General features: G+C 61.8%; 18 protein-coding genes. 11 read left to right on the top strand and 7 right to left on the bottom strand.

Going from position 1 to position 21,122, the window contains the following annotated elements; translation table 11 throughout:
• Positions 1-50 precede the first annotated feature (50 nt).
• Entirely contained in the window at positions 51-995 is a 945-nt protein-coding gene (locus NW853_RS03855; protein WP_414333069.1) for a F0F1 ATP synthase subunit gamma, read from the top strand.
• 50 nt (positions 996-1,045) lie between these two features.
• Here the strand turns inward: NW853_RS03855 and NW853_RS03850 are convergent, their stop codons facing one another.
• Positions 1,046-2,764, bottom strand: coding sequence for an ABC transporter permease (locus NW853_RS03850; RefSeq protein WP_414347857.1), 1,719 nt, complete (start codon positions 2,762-2,764; stop codon positions 1,046-1,048).
• A gap of 198 nt (positions 2,765-2,962) precedes the next feature.
• Positions 2,963-4,015 carry a Fe(3+) ABC transporter substrate-binding protein gene (locus NW853_RS03845; protein ID WP_414347854.1) on the bottom strand — a complete coding sequence of 351 codons (1,053 nt, stop codon included), beginning with the start codon at positions 4,013-4,015 and terminating at the stop codon, positions 2,963-2,965.
• Positions 4,016-4,416: 401 nt separating this feature from the next.
• On the opposite strand from NW853_RS03845, the gene NW853_RS03840 reads away from it, so the two are divergent.
• The gene (locus tag NW853_RS03840; protein WP_414347851.1) at positions 4,417-6,606 is read left to right on the top strand and encodes an NAD-binding protein; all 2,190 of its coding nucleotides are present in this window, start codon (positions 4,417-4,419) and stop codon (positions 6,604-6,606) included.
• Here NW853_RS03840 and NW853_RS03835 read toward each other — a convergent pair.
• The 3 genes from NW853_RS03835 to accD form a co-directional block, all read right to left on the bottom strand.
• Complete coding sequence (locus NW853_RS03835) at positions 6,603-7,301, bottom strand: class I SAM-dependent methyltransferase (RefSeq protein ID WP_414333075.1); 699 nt, start codon at positions 7,299-7,301, stop codon at positions 6,603-6,605. The genes NW853_RS03840 and NW853_RS03835 overlap by 4 nt on opposite strands.
• 77 nt (positions 7,302-7,378) lie before the next feature.
• Positions 7,379-7,753, bottom strand: a complete 375-nt coding sequence (locus NW853_RS03830) for an STAS domain-containing protein (RefSeq protein ID WP_414347848.1) — start codon at positions 7,751-7,753, stop codon at positions 7,379-7,381.
• 290 nt (positions 7,754-8,043) lie between these two features.
• On the bottom strand, positions 8,044-8,988 hold the full coding sequence (gene accD, locus NW853_RS03825; RefSeq protein ID WP_414347845.1) for an acetyl-CoA carboxylase, carboxyltransferase subunit beta: 945 nt from the start codon (positions 8,986-8,988) through the stop codon (positions 8,044-8,046).
• Between the two features lie 136 nt (positions 8,989-9,124).
• Between accD and NW853_RS03820 the strand changes: the two genes are divergently transcribed.
• The 5 genes from NW853_RS03820 to NW853_RS03800 all read left to right on the top strand — a co-directional run bounded on the left by NW853_RS03820 (position 9,125) and on the right by NW853_RS03800 (position 13,596).
• Positions 9,125-9,997: a tRNA (5-methylaminomethyl-2-thiouridine)(34)-methyltransferase MnmD gene (locus NW853_RS03820; protein WP_414347842.1), complete on the top strand. Its 873-nt coding sequence runs from the start codon at positions 9,125-9,127 to the stop codon at positions 9,995-9,997.
• A 136-nt stretch (positions 9,998-10,133) separates the two neighbouring features.
• Positions 10,134-10,715, top strand: a complete 582-nt coding sequence (locus NW853_RS03815) for a hemerythrin domain-containing protein (protein WP_414333081.1) — start codon at positions 10,134-10,136, stop codon at positions 10,713-10,715.
• 100 nt (positions 10,716-10,815) lie between these two features.
• A complete protein-coding gene (locus NW853_RS03810; RefSeq protein ID WP_414333082.1) occupies positions 10,816-11,004 on the top strand; it encodes a DUF4089 domain-containing protein in 189 nt (62 codons plus the stop codon).
• A complete protein-coding gene (locus NW853_RS03805; RefSeq protein WP_414333084.1) occupies positions 11,001-12,401 on the top strand; it encodes an AtzE family amidohydrolase in 1,401 nt (466 codons plus the stop codon). Before NW853_RS03810 ends, NW853_RS03805 begins: the two co-directional genes overlap by 4 nt.
• 310 nt (positions 12,402-12,711) lie before the next feature.
• Positions 12,712-13,596, top strand: a complete 885-nt coding sequence (locus tag NW853_RS03800; protein ID WP_414333086.1) for a hypothetical protein — start codon at positions 12,712-12,714, stop codon at positions 13,594-13,596.
• Between the two features lie 17 nt (positions 13,597-13,613).
• Here the strand turns inward: NW853_RS03800 and thrC are convergent, their stop codons facing one another.
• Positions 13,614-14,693, bottom strand: coding sequence for a threonine synthase (gene thrC / locus NW853_RS03795; protein WP_414333101.1), 1,080 nt, complete (start codon positions 14,691-14,693; stop codon positions 13,614-13,616).
• A 131-nt stretch (positions 14,694-14,824) separates the two neighbouring features.
• Positions 14,825-16,384: an isochorismate synthase gene (locus NW853_RS03790; protein ID WP_414333087.1), complete on the bottom strand. Its 1,560-nt coding sequence runs from the start codon at positions 16,382-16,384 to the stop codon at positions 14,825-14,827.
• 375 nt (positions 16,385-16,759) lie between these two features.
• On the opposite strand from NW853_RS03790, the gene menA reads away from it, so the two are divergent.
• The 4 genes from menA to NW853_RS03770 form a co-directional block, all read left to right on the top strand.
• On the top strand, positions 16,760-17,626 hold the full coding sequence (menA, locus tag NW853_RS03785; RefSeq protein ID WP_414333088.1) for a 2-carboxy-1,4-naphthoquinone phytyltransferase: 867 nt from the start codon (positions 16,760-16,762) through the stop codon (positions 17,624-17,626).
• 130 nt (positions 17,627-17,756) lie between these two features.
• Positions 17,757-19,550, top strand: coding sequence for an LptA/OstA family protein (locus tag NW853_RS03780; RefSeq protein WP_414333089.1), 1,794 nt, complete (start codon positions 17,757-17,759; stop codon positions 19,548-19,550).
• A 77-nt stretch (positions 19,551-19,627) separates the two neighbouring features.
• Complete coding sequence (locus NW853_RS03775) at positions 19,628-20,806, top strand: LptF/LptG family permease (RefSeq protein ID WP_414347839.1); 1,179 nt, start codon at positions 19,628-19,630, stop codon at positions 20,804-20,806.
• An 80-nt stretch (positions 20,807-20,886) separates the two neighbouring features.
• A partial coding sequence (locus NW853_RS03770) for a hypothetical protein (RefSeq protein WP_414347836.1) occupies positions 20,887-21,122 on the top strand: 236 nt, incomplete at its 3' end.

Here is a 21,122-nt window from a genome sequence, read left to right as displayed (position 1 = left end):
TCCCTGCTTTGGGGATCCCCATCCAGTAACCACAGCAGAGGGGATCGGTTATGGCAAACCTAAAGCGGATTCGCGATCGCATCAAGGCGGTGAAAAATACCCGCAAGATTACAGAGGCCATGCGCCTGGTGGCAGCAGCGCGGGTGCGACGGGCCCAGGAGCAGGTGATGGCCACCCGTCCCTTTGCCGACCGCCTAGCCCAGGTTTTCTATCGGCTGCAAACGCGGTTGCGGCTGGAAAATGTCGAGTTGCCTCTGCTGAAGCAGCGGCCCATTGAAACGGTGGGCCTGTTGGTGGTGGCTGGGGATCGGGGCCTGTGCGGTGCTTACAATGCCAACGTTATCAAGCGCACCGAGGAGCGGGTGCGCGAGCTGCAGGAGACGGGGCTGCAGGTGCAGCTTTACCTGGTGGGCCGCAAGGTGGTGCAGTATTTTCAGCGCCGCTCCGCTCCCATTGCCAAGACCTACGTGAACTTGTCGCAGATTCCTACGGCGGCGGAAGCTGCGCAAATAGGGGATCAGCTCCTCTCCGCTTTCCTGTCCGAGAAAGTAGACAAGGTGGAGCTGATCTACACCCGCTTTGTCTCGCTGATTAGCTCCCGTCCGGTGGTGCAATCGCTGCTACCTCTGGATCCCACGCGCCTGGCTGCCCGCGACGACGAGATTTTTAACCTGCTGGTGCGGGGGGGAGAGTTCACGGTCGAGCGCAGCAAGATCGTTGCTCCTGTCTCAGCCCCGCCGCCAGACATGATCTTCGAGCAGGATCCGGTGCAGATTTTGGACGCGCTGCTGCCGCTGTACTTGAACAACCAGTTGTTGCGGGCTTTGCAGGAAGCAGCGGCCAGCGAGTTGGCGGCCCGCATGACGGCCATGAACAATGCCAGCGACAACGCCAGCGAACTCATCCGCACACTGGGCCTTGCCTACAACAAAGCTCGGCAGGCGGCTATCACCCAGGAGATCCTGGAGGTCGTTGCCGGAGCTGAGGCCCTATGAACTTCTCTCCCACCCTCACCCCCAACCCCTCTCCCTCTGGGAGAGGGGAGTTAGGGAAGGACGTAGGGAGACGTTTTATTTGAGGAGCCTAGATTGCGTCGCTGGGCTATCTGGGCGTTGAGCAGGATCACCGGCAAAATCCCCACCAGGACAATCGCCAAGGCGGGGGCGCCGGCCTCGGCCAGGCGTTCGTCGGCAGCCATGCGGTAGGTGTGGACGGCCAAGGTATCGAAGTTAAAGGGCCGCAACACCATCGTGGCCGGCAGCTCCTTCATCACATCTACAAACACCAGCAGCATCGCTCCCAGGATCCCGCCCCCCATCAGGGGCAGGTGCACCCGCCACAGGGTGCCCAGGGATCCCTGCCCCAAGCTGCGGGCTGCCTCGTCCAGGCTGGGAGGAATGCGCGCTAGCGTCGCCTCGACGGTGGACAGAGCCACCGCCAAAAAGCGCACCAGATAGCCAAACACCAACGCCACAATAGTGCCGCTGATCACCAGACCGGGCGGCTGTTGAAAGAGCGCCTGCCGCAAGTAGCTCAGCAGTTGATCCAGTTGCCCCAGGGGAATCAGAACTCCTACTGCAATCACCACGCCCGGTAGCGCGTAGCCCAGGGAAGATAGCCGCACCGCCAGCCGCAGGCCCCAGGCCCGCTGCAGCCGCAAACCGTACAGCACCGCCACTGCCACCAAGACGGCGATCACCGCCGTGATCGTCGAGAGGAGAAAGCTGTTCTGGGCGTAGCTCCAAAAGCGGCGGCCCAACTCCCCCTGGCGCAGGGTCATATGGAGCAGGATCAGGGCAGGGATAACGAAGCCCAGCCCAATCGGGATCCCACAGGCCAGCCACGCCCCCACCCCCCGGATCCCGTGCAAGGGATAACGACTTGGGTTTGGCTTGAATCCTTGGCGATAGTAGCGCGCCCGCCGGCGGGAAAATTGCTCCAGGGCCATCAGTAGCAACACCAACAGCAACAGCAGCGCTGAAAGCTGAGCTGCTGCCACCGGATTGCCCAGAGCTGTCCAGGTGCGGTAGATGCCGGTAGTAAAGGTATCGACCCCAAAATAGCTGACGGTGCCGAAATCGTTCAGGGTCTCCATCAAAGCCAGCAGACAGCCGGCCACGATCCCCGGCCGGGCCAAGGGCAAGGCCACCCGGAAAAAGCTAGCCCACGGCCCGTAGCCCAAGGAGCGGCTCACCTCCAAACAGACCACCGACTGTTCCTGGAAGGCCAGCCGCGCCGAGAGATACACATAGGGGTAGAGGGTGAGGACGAGCAGCAGGATCGCCCCCCACAAGGAGCGAATGTTGGGGAACCAGTAGTCGCCGATCCCCCAGCCGGTAACCCGCCGCAGCCAGGTCTGGAAGCCGCCGGTTACTTGCAAAAAATCGGTGTAAGCGTAGGCCAACACATAAGTAGGAGCCGCCAGGGGCAACACCAGCATCCACTCCAGCCAGGCCCGCCCCCAGAATTCGCACATTGTCACCAGCCAGGCAGTGCCGCTGCCCACCAGGATGACTCCCAGCGCCACCCCCACCATCATCAGCAGGCTGTTGCGCACGTACAGCCCCAAGACCGTGTCGGCCAGGTGCTCCCAAACCTGCCGCTCGTCGGCAAAGAGGCTGAGGAGAACCGTCAGAGTGGGAATCAAAATTAAGCCCGTCAGGGCTAAGGTCAGCAACGTCCAACCGCTGAACCAGCGCGTCCAAGCTCTCTTGAGAGAATGGTCAAAGCGTTTACCCAGATTTAGCCAAGTTAACTTTTCCATCAATTGCAGCTGAAATCCCTGAGAGCTGGCAAAAACTTTTTCTTCACCGTACTGTTTCCCAATTGTCAGGCAAATCTTAGGAAAAAACAAAGAAGCTAAGTCTCAAGACTCAAACTTGGGACTTGATCCTGCTTTGGGGCTGCACTGCGACCCCTACCGGGGAGCCAAGAAGAAAGCTCTTGGCAGCCCCGGCGCTTTTCATCGCCAACCGGCCCGATCCATCACTTTCAGGGCATCGGGGGTAACGCGGCCAATGCTGGCGGCGTTGATCGTGTCTTCCTTGAAGGTGCCAAAGCTGGCCACCACCGAGTCGATCTCCGCCCCCGGCAGCACCGGGTATTCGTTGTTGCTCTGGGCGAAGATGGCCTGCGCCTCCGGGCCGGAGAGGAACTCCAGAAACTGGATGGCGGCCTCTTTGTTGGGAGCTGTTTTCAGAATGCCGGCGCCGCTGATGTTGACGTGGGTGCCACGATCCTCTTGGTTGGGGAAGAAGGCGCCGATTTTCTCCGCTACGGCGCGATCTTCGGGATTGTCGGATTTGATCAAACGCGCCAGGTAGTAGGTGTTGGCTAGGGCCACATCCCCCACGCCAGCGGCCACGGCTTTGATTTGATCAATGTCTCCCCCTTCCGGCGGGCGGGCAAAGTTGGCCACCAAGCCCCGCGCCCACTGTTCGGTTTCTGGGATCCCGTGCGCCAAGATGATCGAGGCCGTCAGAGATTGGCTATACACATTGCTGGAAGAGCGGGTGAGCACCTTGCCCCGCCACTTGGGGTTGGCCAGATCTTCGTAGGTGGAGAGCTCCTTGGGATCCACCTTGTCTTTGTTGTACATGATCACCCTGGCCCGCTTGGTTAGGCCAAACCAGTAGCCTTCCGGATCCCGCAGCGATTCCGGGATGTTCTTAGAGAGCGTCTCGGACTGGATGGGCTGAAACAGGCCTTCGTTCTGGGCGCGCCACAGCCGGGCAATATCTACGGTCATAAAGATATCGGCAGGGCTGTTGGATCCCTCGCTGCGGATGCGCTGGGCAATCTCGTCGGCGTTGCCCTGCACCCAGTTCACAGTAATGCCCGTTTTCTCCTTGAAGAGGTCGTACAATTTTTCATCGGTGCCGTAGTGCCGAGAGGTGTAGAGGTTCACCTCCCGGTTGGCGCCGCGGGCCGGACGCCCCAGCAAGCCTGCCGCCAAGGCTACAGAGCCCAGCGCGGCTCCGCTGACCAGTTGCCGTCGCGATAAGCGCATACCCAACTCCTAAACTCAAAAACATTTCAAGAAAGGCTGCTGCATTGACCCAGTCAGCAATGCCTTTACCCGAGAAAGCACTTGAAAACCCCCTCCCTGAATCAGGGCAGTTCCCTCAAATGCCGGCCTTTTGACCCTTCTCTAGGCCAAGCTTATTGAGATTTTTATTCAAGAACTTTGCTCTGGGGCAATGATAGAGGATCCTGAGTACCGAGTCAAGCTGTTGGGAGTCGTTCTCATCTTTGAACCGTTTGGCCCAAGATCCGCCAACTCTCGCTGGAAACAAGAGCCAAGGTCGCTTCTCATCGCGGCTGGCCGGGCAAGGGAATCCCTTACCGGAATATTTTGGGTAGGGCGGGGTTCTAGACCTGCCTTGGGTATAAAGGGAGCAGGGTAGGTGGTGGAGTATGGTGGGATCCCTTTCTCATCAATGGCTGGATGAGCAACTGCAGGACAATGGCCGGGATCCGGGTGTTTTCATCCTGGTCTGTGGCTACAACGACTTGGCAGCGTTGACGCTGCAGATTCTGGAAGACTTTGGACAGCGCGCGGTGGTGGTGGCTCCCGGCCCGCGGCCTTCTTTATTAAAAGAGCAGTGGCAATACCTAGAGGGGGATCCCCATCAGCCGGAGGTGTTGCGCCGGGCTGGGATCGAGCGGATCAAGGTGGCATTGCTTGTGGAGGACAACGACCAAGCCAACTTCGAGCTGGCTCTCTTGATTCGGGATCTCAACCCGCAGGTGCGCATTGTCTCTCGTCTGTTTAACACCGGCCTTGCCCGCTACCTGGACTCGATTTTGCCGCAGCATTTTTCCCTGTCGGTGGCTGCCTTGGCTGCGCCGGCCTTTGCTCTGAAAGCTGTCTCGGACGAATTTGTCGGCTACTTCGAGTTGCCCCAGTTAGAGGCTCAGCCGGCCACGCTGCCGCCGGAGCTGGCGAATCCGCTTTATTTTGGCGCTCCCCAAGAGACCACCCTCTGGAACGTGGTGGAGCTGACCATCGGCTACAACTCCCGTCTGCTGCACATGCCCCTCTCGGAACTGGAGGAAACCTTTCGGGCGCGGGTGCTGTTTCACTACCCGGTGGACGGGCTGTCCGACTTTTCCGAGTCTCGGGTTTTCGACGATTTCGACCACGAGGCAGAGCTGCTGGAGGGGGATCGCATTTTGGTGATCTGCGACCCCAGATCCTATCTGCACCTGTTGGAGCGCAACGGGCGGCGCGGCTCTTCGCGGGCACAACGCTGGGCCAGCGGACAGGTGCAAGACAAACGACAACAACAGCGAGGCAACTCGTTCAGGCAGCTCCTATCTTGGCTGCGCAGAAGCCTGCAGGGACTGCTGCAGGTCAAGCCCATCGTGCGCACCCTCACCTTCACCTTGGGAGCCATGCTGGTGCTGGGGATCCTTAACTTTAGAGCTATCGGCAAATCCGTGGTTGACGGGCTGTTGCTGACCATCGTGGTGTTGACGGGGGGGTATGGGGACATCGAGGCTTTTCAGCAGGCGGAGACCCCTCTAGGGGTGAAGGTGGTGGCGGTGGTTATGACCTTGGTGGGGGCTGCCCTGGTGGGGTTGATCTACGGATTGGTGACTGACAAGTTGGTGAGCAGCCGCTTTGGCTTGGGCCGGGCCGCCCGTATGCCCAAAGCGGATCACGTGGTGATCGCGGGGTTGGGACGGCTGAGCTACTTGGTGCTGCAGTTGTTGCAGCAAATGGGCTATGAGGTGGTGGTTGTGGAGCCCGACAGCGACAATCCCCTGCTGGCGGCGACGGAACGGGAGGGGGCGGTGGTGATCCGGGGCAACTACGCCTTGGCCAGCACGCTGCAACAGGCTCGCATCCAAAGCAGCCGCTCTTTGATCTGCACGACGCCTGACGATCTCACCAACCTCGAGACCGCCCTGACCGCCCACAGCCTGCAACCTGGGATCCGCACCATTTTGCGGGTCACGGATCCTGAGCTGGCGGCGCGGATGCAGCGGCATCTGCAGACGCTGGGAACCAGCTACAGCACCACGGCCCTGGGGGCGCGGGCTTTTGCTACGGCAGCGTTGGTGGGATCCGTTTACGGCACCTTGACTTGGGACGGGGAAACGCTGCTGGTGACGCTGCTGGAGGTCTCGGCCCATGACCCTTACCTGGGGCTATCCCTACGGCAACTGGCCCAGGATTACGACCTGGCGATCTTGCTGCATCACTCCCGACCGGGCCGGCCCTGTGTTTTTCCCAAGATCTGGCAGAAAGAGGGCGAGACCCTGTTGAAGCGGGGGGATCGTCTATACGTGATGGGGACGGTGGGATCCCTGATTCGCCTGGCCCAGGGACGCCCCCTGCCGCCGGAACTCTATCAAGTGCGGCTTTTGGAATACCGCAACCCCTACTTTGAAGACGAGATCCTCTCCACCTTGGCGTTTTATGCGCGGCTGCCCAAGACGGCCCTGAAGCCGCTGTTGCGCTGCCTGCCGGCGGTGGTGAGCCCCCCTCTCCCCCGCGACAAGGCCATTAAGTTGGCCCGCCAACTGCGCAAAATGAGCACCGAGGTGCAGGTGTTTGCCCAGGTGCAGGCCGAGCGGCGGATCCCTGAAGTCCTCTAGGGCTTTTCCGCCACAAGGCGCACAAAGCGATTTTGCCCGTAGAGCTCTTGCGCCACCACTCTCAAGCCAACCTTCTCCAACAGCCAGGCCAAGTCCTCAGCGCTGAAGCGGTTGTGCTCGTAGAAGTGGGTAAACTGATCCACCAAGGTGTCTAGGGATGTTTCCATCTGAAACAGTTGGGCTTCTGTGGCCGCATCGAAGTAGAGGCTAAGTGGGGCGCGCACCCAGTCCACCAGCAAAAACCGCCCCCCTGGCTTGAGCAGACGCCGCACCGCTTGCAACAGGCGCACCGGCTGCACCATCTCGTGGATCACCACCACCGCCTGAGCCGCGTCAACGCTGCAATCTGGCAGGGGCAAATGGGGATCGTGGAGATCGGCCTGCAGCAGTTGAAGGCCAGGGACGCCTTTCAAGTCTGCCGCTGCCCGCTCCAACATGTAGGGCATTAGATCTACGCCAATGAAATGTCCGCCGGGGTAGCGCTGGGCCCACTGCCGGAGGACATACCCCGGCCCCGTTCCCAGATCCAGCAGGCAGGGCGCAGCGGGCAAGCAGGGCTCAACATGCTGCTGCCAAAACTGCCAAAAGGTCTCATTGAAGCGGCCAGGAGCAGTAGCCAGCATGCGCTCGCAAAAGCTGGGGCCACGGTGGTGCTGGTAAAGGAGCTGAAAGGTATCGAGGCCAGCTTGGGTCATGGCTGAGCATCCTCAACGGATCCTGGGAACAAAGTCAGAGGCGTAGGCAGGGCATCGCAGCAACTCAAAATGTCGGCCTAGCGAGCAGAGGAAGCGGTGGAGAAGTTGGCGATGGCCGTCTCCAGGTCGTCAAAACAGGTCAAGACCTTCTCCATCGAGGTGAGGCTGAGGACGAGGGCGACGCTTTCCGGAACGCAACAGAGGCTGAGGTTGCCGCCGGCAGTCCGGCACTTGCGCAGGGACGAGATCAGAACCCCCAGGCCGGAGCTGTCCATAAAAGTAACCGCCGACATGTCGATCAACAGGTTGTGGTAACCAAAATCCAAAACCTGCTGCAGCAACTGCCGCACTTCGGAAGCGACCTTGGCGTCAAAGCGACCTTCCAACGGCACAATCGCCAGTTGTTGCCCTTGCGGAGTTTCGGCGGTACGGATGCGCAGCTTAAAATCCATTGCTTCCAGTCAAGACCTCATGCCCCACCTTAGCACCATCGGTTGCTGCTATGACCCCCTCGGCAGAAAATCCCTCTTCTGCAGACAGAGAGGGTATCCTTCTTTGCCATGGCAACTTCCCACTGGTTGAGATTGTCTGCCGGATCTAGGCGCGCTGTGCCGTTGAGGCAGCTACCCTCCCTTCCTCTTCAGCCAGGGAGCAGTCCCTCACCCCCGGCCCCTCTCCCAAAAGGAGAGGGGAGCTAACTGCTCCGCCTGCAGACAGAGGGATCCAACCTTTACTTCCCGTCTCAGATCCTGGCGGGATCGAGGGCGTAAGTCGAATCGAGCGCGGCAAGGGACATGTGCAAGCGGGGTCGGTGCATGGCCAGCAACTGGGCCAAGCGCTTGCGCAGCTCGGTTCGCGGCACAATTGCGTCGATAAGCCCCTGGGCCAGCAGGTACTCGGCAGTCTGGAAGCCTTCGGGAAGCTTGCCCTTGCCGATGGTTTGCTCAATAACATTGGGCCCGGCAAACCCCACCTGGGCGCCTGGCTCGGCCAGGATCAAGTCTCCCAGCATGGCAAAGCTGGCGGTCACCCCCCCATAGGTGGGATGGGTAAGCACGGAGATAAACAACTGGCCGGCTTCGCGGTGCCTTTGCAGAGCGGCTGCCGTTTTGGCCATCTGCATCAGGCTGAGGATCCCTTCCTGCATGCGGGCTCCCCCAGAGGCCGAAAAAAGGATCAGGGGTAGGTGATCGCAGGTGGCGCGTTCGGTGAGACGGGTAATCTTCTCGCCTACGACCGAGCCCATGCTGCCGCCCATAAAGCGAAAATCCATCACGCCCATCGCCACCGGGATCCCTTCCAGAGTGCCCAACCCGGTCAGGACGGCATCCTTGAGCTGGGTGCGCTCCTGGTAGGCGGCCAGGCGCTCGGCGTAGGGCTTTTGGTCGAAAAAGTGCAGCGGATCGGTGGGGGCCAGGTGCTCGTCGAGGGGCTGCCAGGAGCCGGGATCCAAAAGCTGCTCCAGCCGCTGCGGGGCTGTGATGCGATGGTGGTAGCCACAGCTTGGACAAACCTGCCAGTTCTGCTGCAGATCTTTGCTGTAGGTGAGAGCGTCGCAAGCTGGACACTTCTGCCAGAGGCCGTCGGCAATCTCTCGCACTTGCCGCTCTTTGTCAAAGGGGCTGCTGCCTGTCAAGTTGAGAGAAGTCTGTTTGCGCCGCTCGGCAAACCAATCCAGTAAAGACATAGCCGCTGAGGTACCCCCCTAGCTAGGGATGGCCAGAGCTGAATCTACAAGCCCTGCCGGTGAGCTGCGAAACTCATCTTAACGTTCTCAAGCTATCAAAGAATCGCCAAGCTGGAAATAGAAACTTGCAGTAGCCATGACCGCAGAAACCCAGTGGCAGGTGTTGACCACAGGGGATGGATCCCTGACCTTTTTCTCCCAGGAGTTTGGGCAGGCTTTTCACAACCTCAGCGGCGCCGCTCAGGAAGCGCTGGAGAAGTTCGTCCGCCCTTGCCGGCTGGATCGGCTGCCGTTGGAGCGGGATCCGGAGGATCCCATTTGTCTTTTGGATATTTGCTTTGGCCTTGGCTACAACTCTGGCCTGGCCTTGGAGACAATCTGGCAGGTGCGGCCCGACTGCCCTGTAGAAGTCATTGGCCTAGAGCGCTCCCCGCAGGTGCCCCGCCAGGCCTGGCAGGTGGGGGTGGGATCCACTTGGAGCTTTAGCCAGGAGTGGCAACACTTTATCAACGAGGGATCCTGGCAATCGCCGCGCTGGCGCGGAACGCTGCTGTGGGGAGATGCCCGCCAAACCCTGCTCCAGGTGCCGCTGGGATGGGCGGATGCGGTGTTTTTGGATCCCTTCTCCCCTTCCGTCTGCCCGGAGCTGTGGACGGTGGACTTTTTGCGGGCAGTGGCGGCGCGAATGCGCCCCGGCGGGATCCTGGCCACCTATTCCTGTGCGGCGGCGGTGCGAGCAGCCTTGCTGGAGGCGGGGCTTTTCATTGGCTCGACGCCGCCGGTGGGTCGCCCTTGGCCGGGCACGGTGGCCTCACCCCAACCGGATCACCTGCCGCCCCTCTCCCCCATGGAGCGGGAGCACCTGAAAACCCGCGCCGCTGTGCCCTACCGGGATCCCACCTTGCAGGGAGACAGAGCCCAGATTCGGCTGCAGCGCCAGCAGGAACAGCAAACTTCACCCCTTGAGCCCACTTCCGCCTGGAAACGCCGCTGGCTTGTGCAAGCCTAGCAACTGGAGGGCAGCTTTTGCCGGGGTTGCTGTCGGGGTGTAGCCAAGACACCTGCACCAGTCCCGTACCCTTACGCACGCTGCTGTCTCTTGACAAAGTTAAGCTAAGATAAAGCTTTTTCTCCAGGGAACTGCTATGTCTACACTGGTTGCCCTTTGTGCCGAACAGCACCGGGTTATCCTGCAGTTCTTGGCTCGTCTCTCTCGGGCCTCGGAGTTGGATCTGGAGCAGCGGCGTCTCTGGGTGCAAAGGTTGCGGCAGCGCCTCTCCCGCCACATTCAATTGGAGCGCCATGTCCTCTACCCGCTGCTCAGGACGGCTCTGGCAGCGGATCCCCAGCTCAGCAGCCAGGTCAATGGGCTGGAGCAACAGTTGCGGGATCAGATCCCGGAGCTGACCCGCTTTTTGCACCAGGCGGAGCGTGAGCCGCAGCAGTTGGATCCCTCTGCTGCCCTTCACTTTTATCGGCAGTTGCGGGCCCAGTTTGCGCAGGAAGAGCAGCTCTTGCCCTCCCTCTTTGCCCAGCGTGTTTCTCCCGCCGCCGAGCAGCAGCAGTTGCGCCTGTTCCGCAAGCGCCTGCAGGCCAGTGCCCCCAGTTCTGCCGGTCGTCGCCTCAATTTAGAGGAATGGGAGCGGCAGGCCGTGACTCGCCCTGTCTTGCCCCGCGAACGCCTTTGGCCCCCGCCAGGTAGCACGGCGTCGATGGCCACGCCTTAACCGAGGACGGTCTTGTCTTTGGATTCTGCCTTGGGTAACTTTCTGCTGGTTTTGGCAAGCTGGCCTGTGGTACCTTTTCCCCAGCCGACCCCTTGAATCGATGCAACCCTGGGATCCCGAAACCTACGTCGACTCGATGGCCCAACTGCTGCAACTGCCCCTGCATCCCGACCATCGAGCGGGGGTGATCGCAAACTTCGCCCGCTTTTTGCCCCTTGCTCAACAGGTGCTGGAGTTTCCGCTGCCACCGACGGTTGAGCCAGATCCTACCTTCAACCCCCAGCCATGACCCCGGATTCCCCTCTTCTCGGCAGCGCCGACGGGTTCGCGATTGCCAGGGCCGTCCGCCGGGGATCCGTGAGCGCCCAGGCAGTGGTGGCCGCCTGTCTGGAACGGATTCGCCAGCGGGATCCCCAGCTCAATGCCTTTACAGCCGTGCTGGAAGCATCGGCCCTGCAGGCGGCGGAGCGGCTGGATCGACAGGTGGCCAAAGGGATCCCGGTGGGCCCCCTGGCGGGGGTGCCTTTTGCCGTCAAGAACCTCTTCGACGTGGCTGGCCTCACCACCCTGGCCGGTTCGGCGATCAACCGCGAGAACCCCCCGGCCACCCAAGATGCCACGGTGGTGGCCCGCCTCAAGCAGGCAGGGGCAATCCTGGTGGGCACCCTCAACATGGACGAGTACGCCTACGGTTTTGTAACCGAAAATAGCCACTACGGCCCCACCCGCAACCCCCACGATCTCAGCCGCAGTGCCGGCGGCTCTTCGGGTGGCTCGGCAGCAGCCGTGGCCGGGGGCTTGGTACCCCTCAGCCTGGGCAGCGACACCAACGGCTCGATTCGGGTGCCCGCCGCCTTGTGCGGCATCTACGGCCTCAAGCCCACCTATGGCCGTCTGTCGCGGGCAGGGGTGGCCCTGTTGGCTCCCAGTTTCGACCACGTGGGCCCCTTGGCCCGTTCGGTGGCCGATCTCGCCCTCAGCTTCGATGCCATGCAAGGGCCGGATCCCCAGGATCCCGTCTGCGCCCGCCGCCCTGCGGATCCCACCTTTGGGCAATTGGGGCAAGGGATCCAAGGCTTGCGCATTGCCGTGGCCGACGACTACTTCCTGCGGGGAGCAGAGCCCCACATCCTGGCCGGCGTGGAAAAAGTGGCCCAGGCCCTGGGAGCCCAGCAAACGGTGCGGATCCCGGAGGCCGAGCGCGCCCGCGCCGCTGCCTTCCTGATCACGGCTGCCGAGGGAGCCAACCTGCACCTGCATCACCTGCGAACTCGTCCCCACGACTTCGACCCGGCGACCCGGGATCGCCTTTTGGCTGGCGCTCTGCTGCCCGCCAGTTGGATCGTGCAGGCGCAGCGCTTTCGCCGCTGGTATCGCCAGCAGCTTCAGGCCCTCTTTCAAGAGATCGACCTGTTCATCGCCCCCACCACCCCCTGCTCTGCCCCCTTGCTTGGCCAAGAGAAGATGGTGATCGCTGGGGTGGAAGTCCTCACCCGGCCCAACCTGGGTCTCTACACCCAGCCCCTCTCGTTTGTCGGCCTGCCGGTGCTGTCGGTGCCGCTGCGCGAGAGCGGATCCCTGCCCTTTGGCGTCCAACTGGTGGCTGCCCCCTACCAAGAGGCCAACCTGTTGCGGGCCGCCGCCCATCTGGAAGCGCTGGGGATCCCGGAGGCGCGGCCTGCCTGAGCCAGCAGAAGCCCCCTTTCAGGCGCGTTTGAACCATATCTGGTGTTTTTTAATTTTAAATGCTCCGCTCCAGACGCTAAATGTGTGATCCCCTCGATGGGAGTAAAAATGTGCTACTCTTAAGGGCCGTTTTTGCCAGAGAGTTTGAATCTGGTTGGGGCAGGACGTGAGCTGCTTGCCTAGAGAGAGGAAAATCTTAAAGTAAAATTAATCCCCCAGTTGTTGTAGCGAATAACCTCTTTTCCGGGTTGGGTCGATAGAATGAACGGCATAAAATAGACACGGCACCCCCACCTGGATCTTAGTCGCTATGAAGCACCTTGATTCTGTGGCCCAGCGCTACATGAAACTGTGCGAGGCTTATCTTTCTCTCAACGAAGCCTTCGACAAATTGGATCAATCCCACAGCCGTCTGCAGCGCCACTTCAAACAACTGTTCGGCTATTTCAGCGCCGCTCAGCAGGCTTTGGTTCAACTGCCGCTCTTGCAGCAGCGCATTGAGCAGAGCGACCGCCGGCTTCATTCCCTGCGGGAAGAGCTACAGGCCAAAGAGGCTCGGCTGAGCGAGCTGATCGCCAACTATGACCAAGTTTGTGGTGAGCTGGACTCTACCAAAGCAGAGCTGTTGGGCGCTCAAGCGTTGATCGAAAAACTCGAGGCGGAAAACACTCAGGTTTTGGAACGCTTGAGTCGGCTGACCCGCATGGAAGAGGAAATGGCAAACTTGGCAGAACAGCTAGCCCAAGCGAACGCAGCTCGTCAGCAGATGGAAGTTCAAAACCGCGAGCTGGAACGAGCTTTGGGAGATCGGGATCAGCACATTTACAGCCTGCAAAAGCAACTGGCCCAACTGGAGCAAGAGATGGCCTTGTTGAAAGCTCAACGGGATGAGGCCATCGCTCGCGCTGAGCAGGCGGAAGCCGGGCTGAAAGCGCAAACCGACCAAGTTCAGACTTTACGAAACAAGCTCCATCAAGCCGAACAGCAACTGGCAGTGGTGGCCCTAAACGAGCTAGAGCTCTTGCTCGACCATAATTCGATCAATCTTTTGCAAGAAGCAGAGCAGGCTGCACAAGCGGATGCCCAGGTGCTGGCAACCCTGCCGGAGGCTTTGGCCGAGGCGGAAGGCATTCTGCTGGAGATCGACCAGTTCATTTTGGCTTGTTCAGGGCCCCTGCAGTCGCAGGCTGCCTGAGCGGGCAAGCGGATTAGCTAAAAACCCATCAGACGGGCAACAGCGGCCAGCTCGGGGGCAACCCCCGTGTGGACGGGAGCGGCTCCCTGTTGGGTGGCCGTGTCGGGATCCTTGAGGCCGTTGCCGGTGAGAACGCATACCACCTGGGCGCCGGCGGGCACCTGCTCCCGCCATTTCAGCAACCCGGCCACCGAGGCGGCACTGGCCGGCTCGCAGAAGATCCCTTCCTCTGCCGCCAGCAGACGATAGGCCGCCAAGATCTCTTCGTCGGTCACGCTGTCCACCCGGCCACCGCTGACCTGGACTGCCGCCTTGGCCTTCGCCCAACTGGCAGGGTTGCCGATGCGAATGGCCGTGGCCACCGTTTCCGGATGTTCCACCACGCGATCGAGGACGATGGGGGCGGCGCCGGCCGCCTCAAAGCCGTAGAGGCGCGGGCGGCGGCTGGCCTTGCCCTGTTGGCGGTACTGGCAAAAGCCCATCCAGTAGGCGGTGATGTTGCCGGCATTGCCCACGGGGATGCAGAGCCAGTCGGGGGCATCCCCCAACGCATCCACCACCTCGAAGGCAGCGGTTTTTTGCCCCTCCAGCCGGAAGCGGTTGACAGAATTGACCAGCGCCACCGGGTAGGTTTCCGCCAGTTGCCGCACCATGGCCAGTGCTCGGTCGAAGTTGCCCTGGATGGCGATGATCTCGGCCCCGTACATCAGGGTTTGGGCCAACTTGCCCTTGGCCACATAGCCATCTGGGATCAGCACGTAGGCCCGCAGGCCCCCTTTGGCCGCATAGGCGGCGGCTGCCGCCGAGGTGTTGCCGGTGCTGGCGCAGATGACGGCTTCCGCCCCCGCCTCTTTGGCCTTGGATACAGCCATGGTCATGCCGCGATCCTTGAAGCTGCCGGTGGGGTTGAGGCCCTCCAGCTTCAGGTAAACCTGGCAGCCCCGCCCCAGCCGTCGGCTCAGCGCGGGAGAGGGGACTAGAGGGGTGTTGCCCTCGTGCAGCGTAATTACAGGGGTGCCGGGGCCGACGGGGAGCCACTCCCGGTAGTACTCGATGAGGCCGGGCCAGAGCCCCACTTGGGCGCGGGATCCGGCCATACGGGAGGGATGGTTAGAATTGAGGGTGACCATGCTGCCGAGAAGTCGAGGCCATCGAAGAACTGGCTTTTTAACTGTAACTGTTTGGGGAGCGCTTGTATCGGCTCTGCCCCATGCCGGCAGGGGGGAGCCTATCCGGGCAAGGGCTGCAGGGCCAGGGCTTGGGCCAGGGCGTGCAGCTTGAGGCGGATCTCGGCCAACTCCTGGACGGGGTTGGAATCGGCCACGATGCCGGCACCAGCATACAGGCGGGCCCGCTCCCCCTCGATCAGGGCCGAGCGGATCCCGACCACCAGCTCGCCATTGCCCTGCAAGTCCACCCAGCCTAGCGGGGCGGCATAGCTGGCGCGATCGAAGGGCTCCACCTGCTCCAGCCACTGCAGCGCCGCCTGTTGGGGATAGCCTCCCACGGCTGCCGTCGGGTGCAGTTGGGCCAACAGGTCGAACAGATGCACGTCGGCGGGGAGCTCCACCTCGATGACCGTTTGCAGATGCTGGATGTTGGCCAGGCGGAGCAGCCGCGGTTGCGGGGAGATCTGAGGATCCATCCCCAGCCGGCCCAAAGCCTCTTGAATCGAGCGCACCACCCACTGGTGTTCGCGGCGGTCTTTGGCGCTGCGGAGCAATTGCTCGGCCAACATCCGATCCTGGTGGCCGTTGGCGCCGCGGGCGATGGAGCCGGCCAGCGCATCGATCTGCACCCGGCCTTGCCACACCGAAAGCAGCCGCTCCGGGCTGGCCCCCACGAAAACCTGAGCGGGAAGCGGGGACTCCTCTGGGATCCCTTGGCTCTCCATCTCTGAGGCAAAGGCGAAGACGCTGCAATCGGGGTGATGGGCCTCCAGATAGGCCAACAGGGAGGGGAGCGGGGGAGGGGAGGGCAACGCCAGATCCACGGCTTCCGCCAGCACCACTTTTTGCAGGGATCCCGCCTCAATGGCCTGCAGGGCTTTTTGAATCCGCGCCAAGAGGGCTGCTTCCGCCACCGCCACCTCCAGAGGGGGCTGCAGCTCCCAGCGGGGCAAGGGCGCTTGGGAAAGGCGCTGCATGTGGGCAAAAAAAGCGGCGATCTGGCCGGCCAAGGCTGCCGGGTCACTGTCGGGACCGATTTCCAGATTGAGCCGCGCCACCGTCAGCTCCCCCCCCACCTGCAACAGTTGCCAGCGGGGCAGAACCAACGCCGCTGCGCCACCGCTCCCGGGGCCGAAGCCAAAGCGGCAGAAGCACAAGGGGCGTTCTTGTCGGCTGCCACCCCTTGGCGGAGACTCGCTGCCGCTGACGGGAGCGACATGGACATGAGGCTGCAACGCTTGTACAAAAGCCCGTGCCGTCTGAAATCGCTCCTCCCCCGAAAGATCCACCTGCCGCAGGGATCCCCACCCCAGCACCCGCACCCTTTCTCCCTGGGTCTGGTGGGAGAGATAGCAATGGTGGGAGAAGCGGTTTGGGGGAAGCCAGCTCAACTGCCGGGCCAGCGCCGCCAGCGGATCTAGCCCTGGGACAGGCCGCGACAGGCTGAGGATTTGAGGGATCCCCTGCGCCCGCGCCCTCTCTTGGCAGGCGGCCAGAAGGGAATGCCAGCAGAGCCGCTCCCCCTCCTGGTCTGTCCCAACAGAGGCGGAAGTGATCGACGGCCAGGCTCTCGGCCGCTCCGCACTGGGGGCATTCCAAGAAAAAAGAGAGGAGGTCATGCAAAAAAGAGTACAGAAGCCGATCCCACCTTGGCCGAAAACAGGACGAGCGTCGACCCGGAGGGGAACCGCCAGCAGGGTACTTCAGGATACAAAATTATACGAGATCAGGAGACAGGCCGGTTGCTTGGGCCTTCAGGGGCAAAACCTGAGGAACTTCTTCACGGATTGCAAAGTTTCTTAGCATCCCTGGGGATGGGAACGGAAGCATCCTAACCTAACAAATACAGAGCATACACAGAACCAGAGAGAGCCAGGGCCAACATGCTCGCACAGCCGGAACCGTCCAAGAGAACGCGCAGGAGTCCAGAGGCCAGCCCAGTACAGCTTGCCGAAAAGAGCACTTGGGATCGTCCCTCGCGGCGGCAATTGTGGATGGCCGCCCTTAAGCCCCCCATGTACAGCGTGGCGATCATGCCCATCTGGGTGGGATCCGCCATCGCCTATGCCCAGGCAGGGGCGATGGATGTAGGAGTTTTGGCCGTATTTCTGGGAGCAGCCATCTGTCTTTTGGCTTGGGTCAACCTCAGCAACGACGTGTTCGATGCCCAGACAGGGGTGGACAAAAACAAGCTCCACTCGCTGGTCAACCTGACGGGCAAGCCGGGGCAGGTATTTTGGGTGGGGAATGCCTTTTTGGCCTTGGGGCTGGCAGGGATCCTGTGGCTGAGCTGGCGGCAATCGGATCCGACGGTGCTGCTATTGGTGCTGCTGGCCTGCGGGCTGGGCTACGCCTACCAGGGGCCGCCCCTGCGCCTGGGCTACCAGGGCCTGGGGGAGCTCCTCTGTTTTTTGAGCTTCGGGCCGCTGGCGGTTTTGGCCGCCCACTACAGCCAAAGCCGAAGCTGGTCGCTGCCGGGGCTGGCGGCCTCACTGGTGGTGGGGATGGTAACCAGTTTGATTTTGTTTTGCTCCCATTTCCATCAGGTGGAGGACGATCTGGCTGCCGGCAAGCGCTCGCCGGTGGCCCGCCTGGGCACCTTGCGCTCCGCCCGCCTCATCCCTTGGATCTGCGGCAGTCTGTTCGGCCTGATGCTGCTGTTTGTGGGGCTGGGGGCTTTTCCGGCCTGGACGCTGCTGAGCTTGGCCGGGATCCCGTTTGCGGTGCAGCTTTCCCGCCTGCTGTGGGCTTACCACGACCAGCCGCAGCGGATCAGCCACTCCAAGTTCATCGCCGTCAACCTCCATTTTTGGCTGGGGCTGTTTCTGGGGTTGGGCTTTATCCTCAGCCGTCTGGGATAAACCAGAACCTTAGAAATGCTCCAGATCCCGCCGCGGCGGCCTGTAAATTGCGGTAAGCTACAGCCTAGGTTGCCGGGCCCCGCTACCGGTCGTGGGCTAAGGATCGACGTGGAGAAGCAGCGAGAACAGGATGCGGCGATTTTTCAATTCCAATCTGGGGGTGACGCTCTTGGGGAGCAGCCTCTTAGCTGCTTTGGTCGGTTGGGCCTTGTCCATCGATATCGAAGAAGTGAAGGTGGAGTCTCCCCCCCCGGATCAGCCCCTTTCGGTCAGCCGCAGGGTGGATATTGTGGGGCGGCGGGGGGGCTATCGGCGTTGGCGGCTGATCGCCGAGCAGGTGGAGCTGGCCACTGGACAACAGGTGTTTGAGCAGGGGGCGCACGGCTACTTCTACGGAGAAAGTGCCGATCAGCTGGAAGGAGTGCCGGATCCGTTTTTTGCCAGCAGCGAGCAGATGACTTGGCAGGCCAAGCGTGCCCGCTACGATGCCAGCGCCGACGCGCTGTATCTGGATGAGGGGGTGGAGGTGAGGAGCGAGGATGGCAGCCTGCTCCTGACCCGCGCTCTGCGAATCACCCCCGAAGAGCGCATCGAGGTGCCGGAGGCCTTCACCCTCAAAGGGCAAGAAATGATCCTAGAGGGCCGCTCCGGCTCGTTTAACTTCCAATTTGCCCTCCTCAGCGCCCAGCAGGGCAAGCTAACTGTGCTGCCCTTGGATTCGGCGGCGGCGGATCCCGCTTCCACCACCATCACCGCCGACCAGATCACCTACGACCGCACCCAACAGGTGGCCGAAGGGAAAGGGAACCTGCGCATCCGCGAAGGCGGCCTCGAGATCCGCGCCCCTCAGGGCACCTACCTGCGCCGACAGGCCCAGAGCATTCTCTCCGGCGGCGTCGTGTTGCAGGAGGTGGCCGACCCTGGCAGCCGGGATCCCCTCTTGGCGGATCTGCGCTTGGCCCAGGCTGGCCCACAGGCTACTTCCAACCAACCGGATCAGGAGGTCACCATCATCGCCGACCGCCTCACCTACGACCGCAACACGCAAGTTGCCCGCGGGGAAGGCAACCTGGAAATCCGCCAGGGGGAAACCGTCATCCAGTCGGCCCAGGGCACCTACCGCCGTCGCGAATCCCAAAGCCTGCTGACGGGGGGAGTTACCCTGCGCGAGCCGGGGCGGGTGCTCACCTCCGCCCGCCTGGAGGGCAACCACCGCGACAAGATCTTCTTCTTCGAGGAAAACGTTCTCTACCGGCAGATGGCCGCCTCTACCCCAGCCGCCGGCGGCGGATCCCTGACGGAGGAGCTGCGCCAAGCCGAAACGGAAGTGCGGGCCGCCCGCCTGGTTTACAACTCCCGCACCGGCACCTCGGAGTTCAGCGAGGCCGTCGAGTTCATCCAGCGGGGGCGCAAGGCCAAGGCCAACCAGGCCACCATCACCCCTGAAAAGGTGGAGCTGCGGGGGGAGGTGGTGATTGAGCAGATCGAGGGGGACTGGCTGGCGCGGCGTCTGCAAAACCCGCAGACCCAGGCCGATGTGGACCAGCCGACCGTGATCTACGCCGACCGGGTGGAGATCGACCAGGCCAGCAGCGATGCCCGCTTCTTCGGCAATGTGGTCATCGTGCAGGCCAACCGCGCCATCGAAGGGGATCGCGCCGACTACTCTGACCAAGGGCAGATTTTCAGGATCACCGCCGACCAGGCTCCCGTCCTCCTCTGCGATCGCGGCGAGATCAATCCGATTCCCCGCGAGAGCGGCGCACCGCTGCCCGGTCGCGATGCTCTGGATCAGATGTGCCGGGGCGCCAACCGCCTCAGCGGCAGGCTGGTCACCCTGAACTTGGAACAGGATGAGTACACCGTCGAGGGGGACGAGCAGCAGCAGGGGATGTTTCAATTTCGCATCACCGATGCTCTCTGACGGGATCCCATCCTGGCTGGGGGTCGTCTAGATCTCGAAAGCTGGCTGAGGTTGTGCACCTGAGGTAACAGAGCCAAATGACCACCCCACTGGCCAAGGGTCAACGGCGCCGAACTTCTGCCCAGACGGGAAGCTTTTGGGGATCCCTGAAGTTGGGGGGCTTTTTTTTGGAGTTTTATCTCTGCAAAGAGATGATCCGCCCCTTCTTTTTGGGCGTGGCGGGGGGCACGGTGATGATGCTGGGCAACCAGCTTTTTATCTACGCCGATTTGCTGGTGAAAAAAGGCGCCCCTCCCCTCACGATTTTGCACATTCTCCTCCTCAACTTGCCCGCCATTTTGGTGGTCACCTTCCCCATCGCCGGCCTCTTTGCCACCCTGCTCACCCTGGGCAGGATGGGGGCCGATAGCGAGATCACGGCTCTGCGGGCCGCCGGGATCCCCTATCGCAAGGTGCTGATTCCGGTGCTCTGCATCGGTCTACTGATCAGCGGCCTGGCGCTGTTGACCAATGAAGTGATCGTGCCCCAGACCAACCAAAAAGTGAAAACCCTGAACACCAACCTCATCCTGGCTCAGGATGCCCTTCCGTTTGACTCCGAAGAAATTGTGCGGGTGGACGACGACCTTTGGTTTCATGTGGGATCCATTGACCCGAAGACCGGCTTGATGCACGATCTGCTGATTTTGGATCGCAAGGCCGAGACCGGCCACCTACGCTACCCGCAGGTGATCTCGGCCCAAACTGCGCAGCAGGTGGGCCAAGCGTGGCACCTGCAAGACGTGGTGATCCGTCGCTACGACGAGCGGGGGCGCACCTACTACGAGGGCCAGGTGGCGGAGATGGAGCTGAACATCGTCAACAAGTTGGTGGGCCTGGTGTACGCCGAAAAGGTGCCCCAGGAGCAACGGGCGGCAGAGCTGTGGGAGCAATGCCAGCGATATCGAGCGGAGCAACGTCCTTCTGCCGATGTGGCCCGCTGCCTGACGGAATACCACCTCAAGTTCGCCATTCCTTTGGCCAGCTTTTTCGCCATCTTGGTGGCTGCGCCCTTGGGCCTGCAAACGGTGCGGCAGACCGGCCGCTATGGTAGTGTGGCGCTGGCGATTGTCCTGGTGTTTATTTACTATGTACTGATGAGCTTAGGACGCGCGATGGGTCGAGTTGAGCATATCGATCCCTGGCTGGCCGCCTGGTTGCCGAATATGATTTTCGGCGGGGTGGGCTTCTCTCTACTGTGGCGGTTTTTACGGTGAGATCTGGCAACTTCCCACATGGCTTCAGCCCTTGGGCAAGGTGGCTAGCCCTTTGCTGGGGCAGCTCCCTGTGGTTGGGGATGGGGGAGGCGGTCTTTGCCCAGTTGGATCCCCTGCCCACCGATCTGGAGGGCTACCAGCGCTTTTGGGCGGCCCAGCAAAGGCGGGATCCCGGTGCCAGCCGATTGGGGAATCCCATCACCTTGGCCGAGGCCCAATCCTCCCCGCCTGCTGTGCCCTTGACGACGGCAACTGGATCTCCTGCGGCCTCTGGTTCTGATCCTGGAGCTTCTGGATCCCTGCCACCCAGCACCCC

Origin of the sequence: Synechococcus sp. H55.11 (genome assembly GCF_047462475.1) — a bacterium.
GTDB lineage: Bacteria > Cyanobacteriota > Cyanobacteriia > Thermostichales > Thermostichaceae > Thermostichus.
Note: the sequence above shows the minus strand (reverse complement) of the source record. Positions and strands in the feature narration are given on the sequence as shown.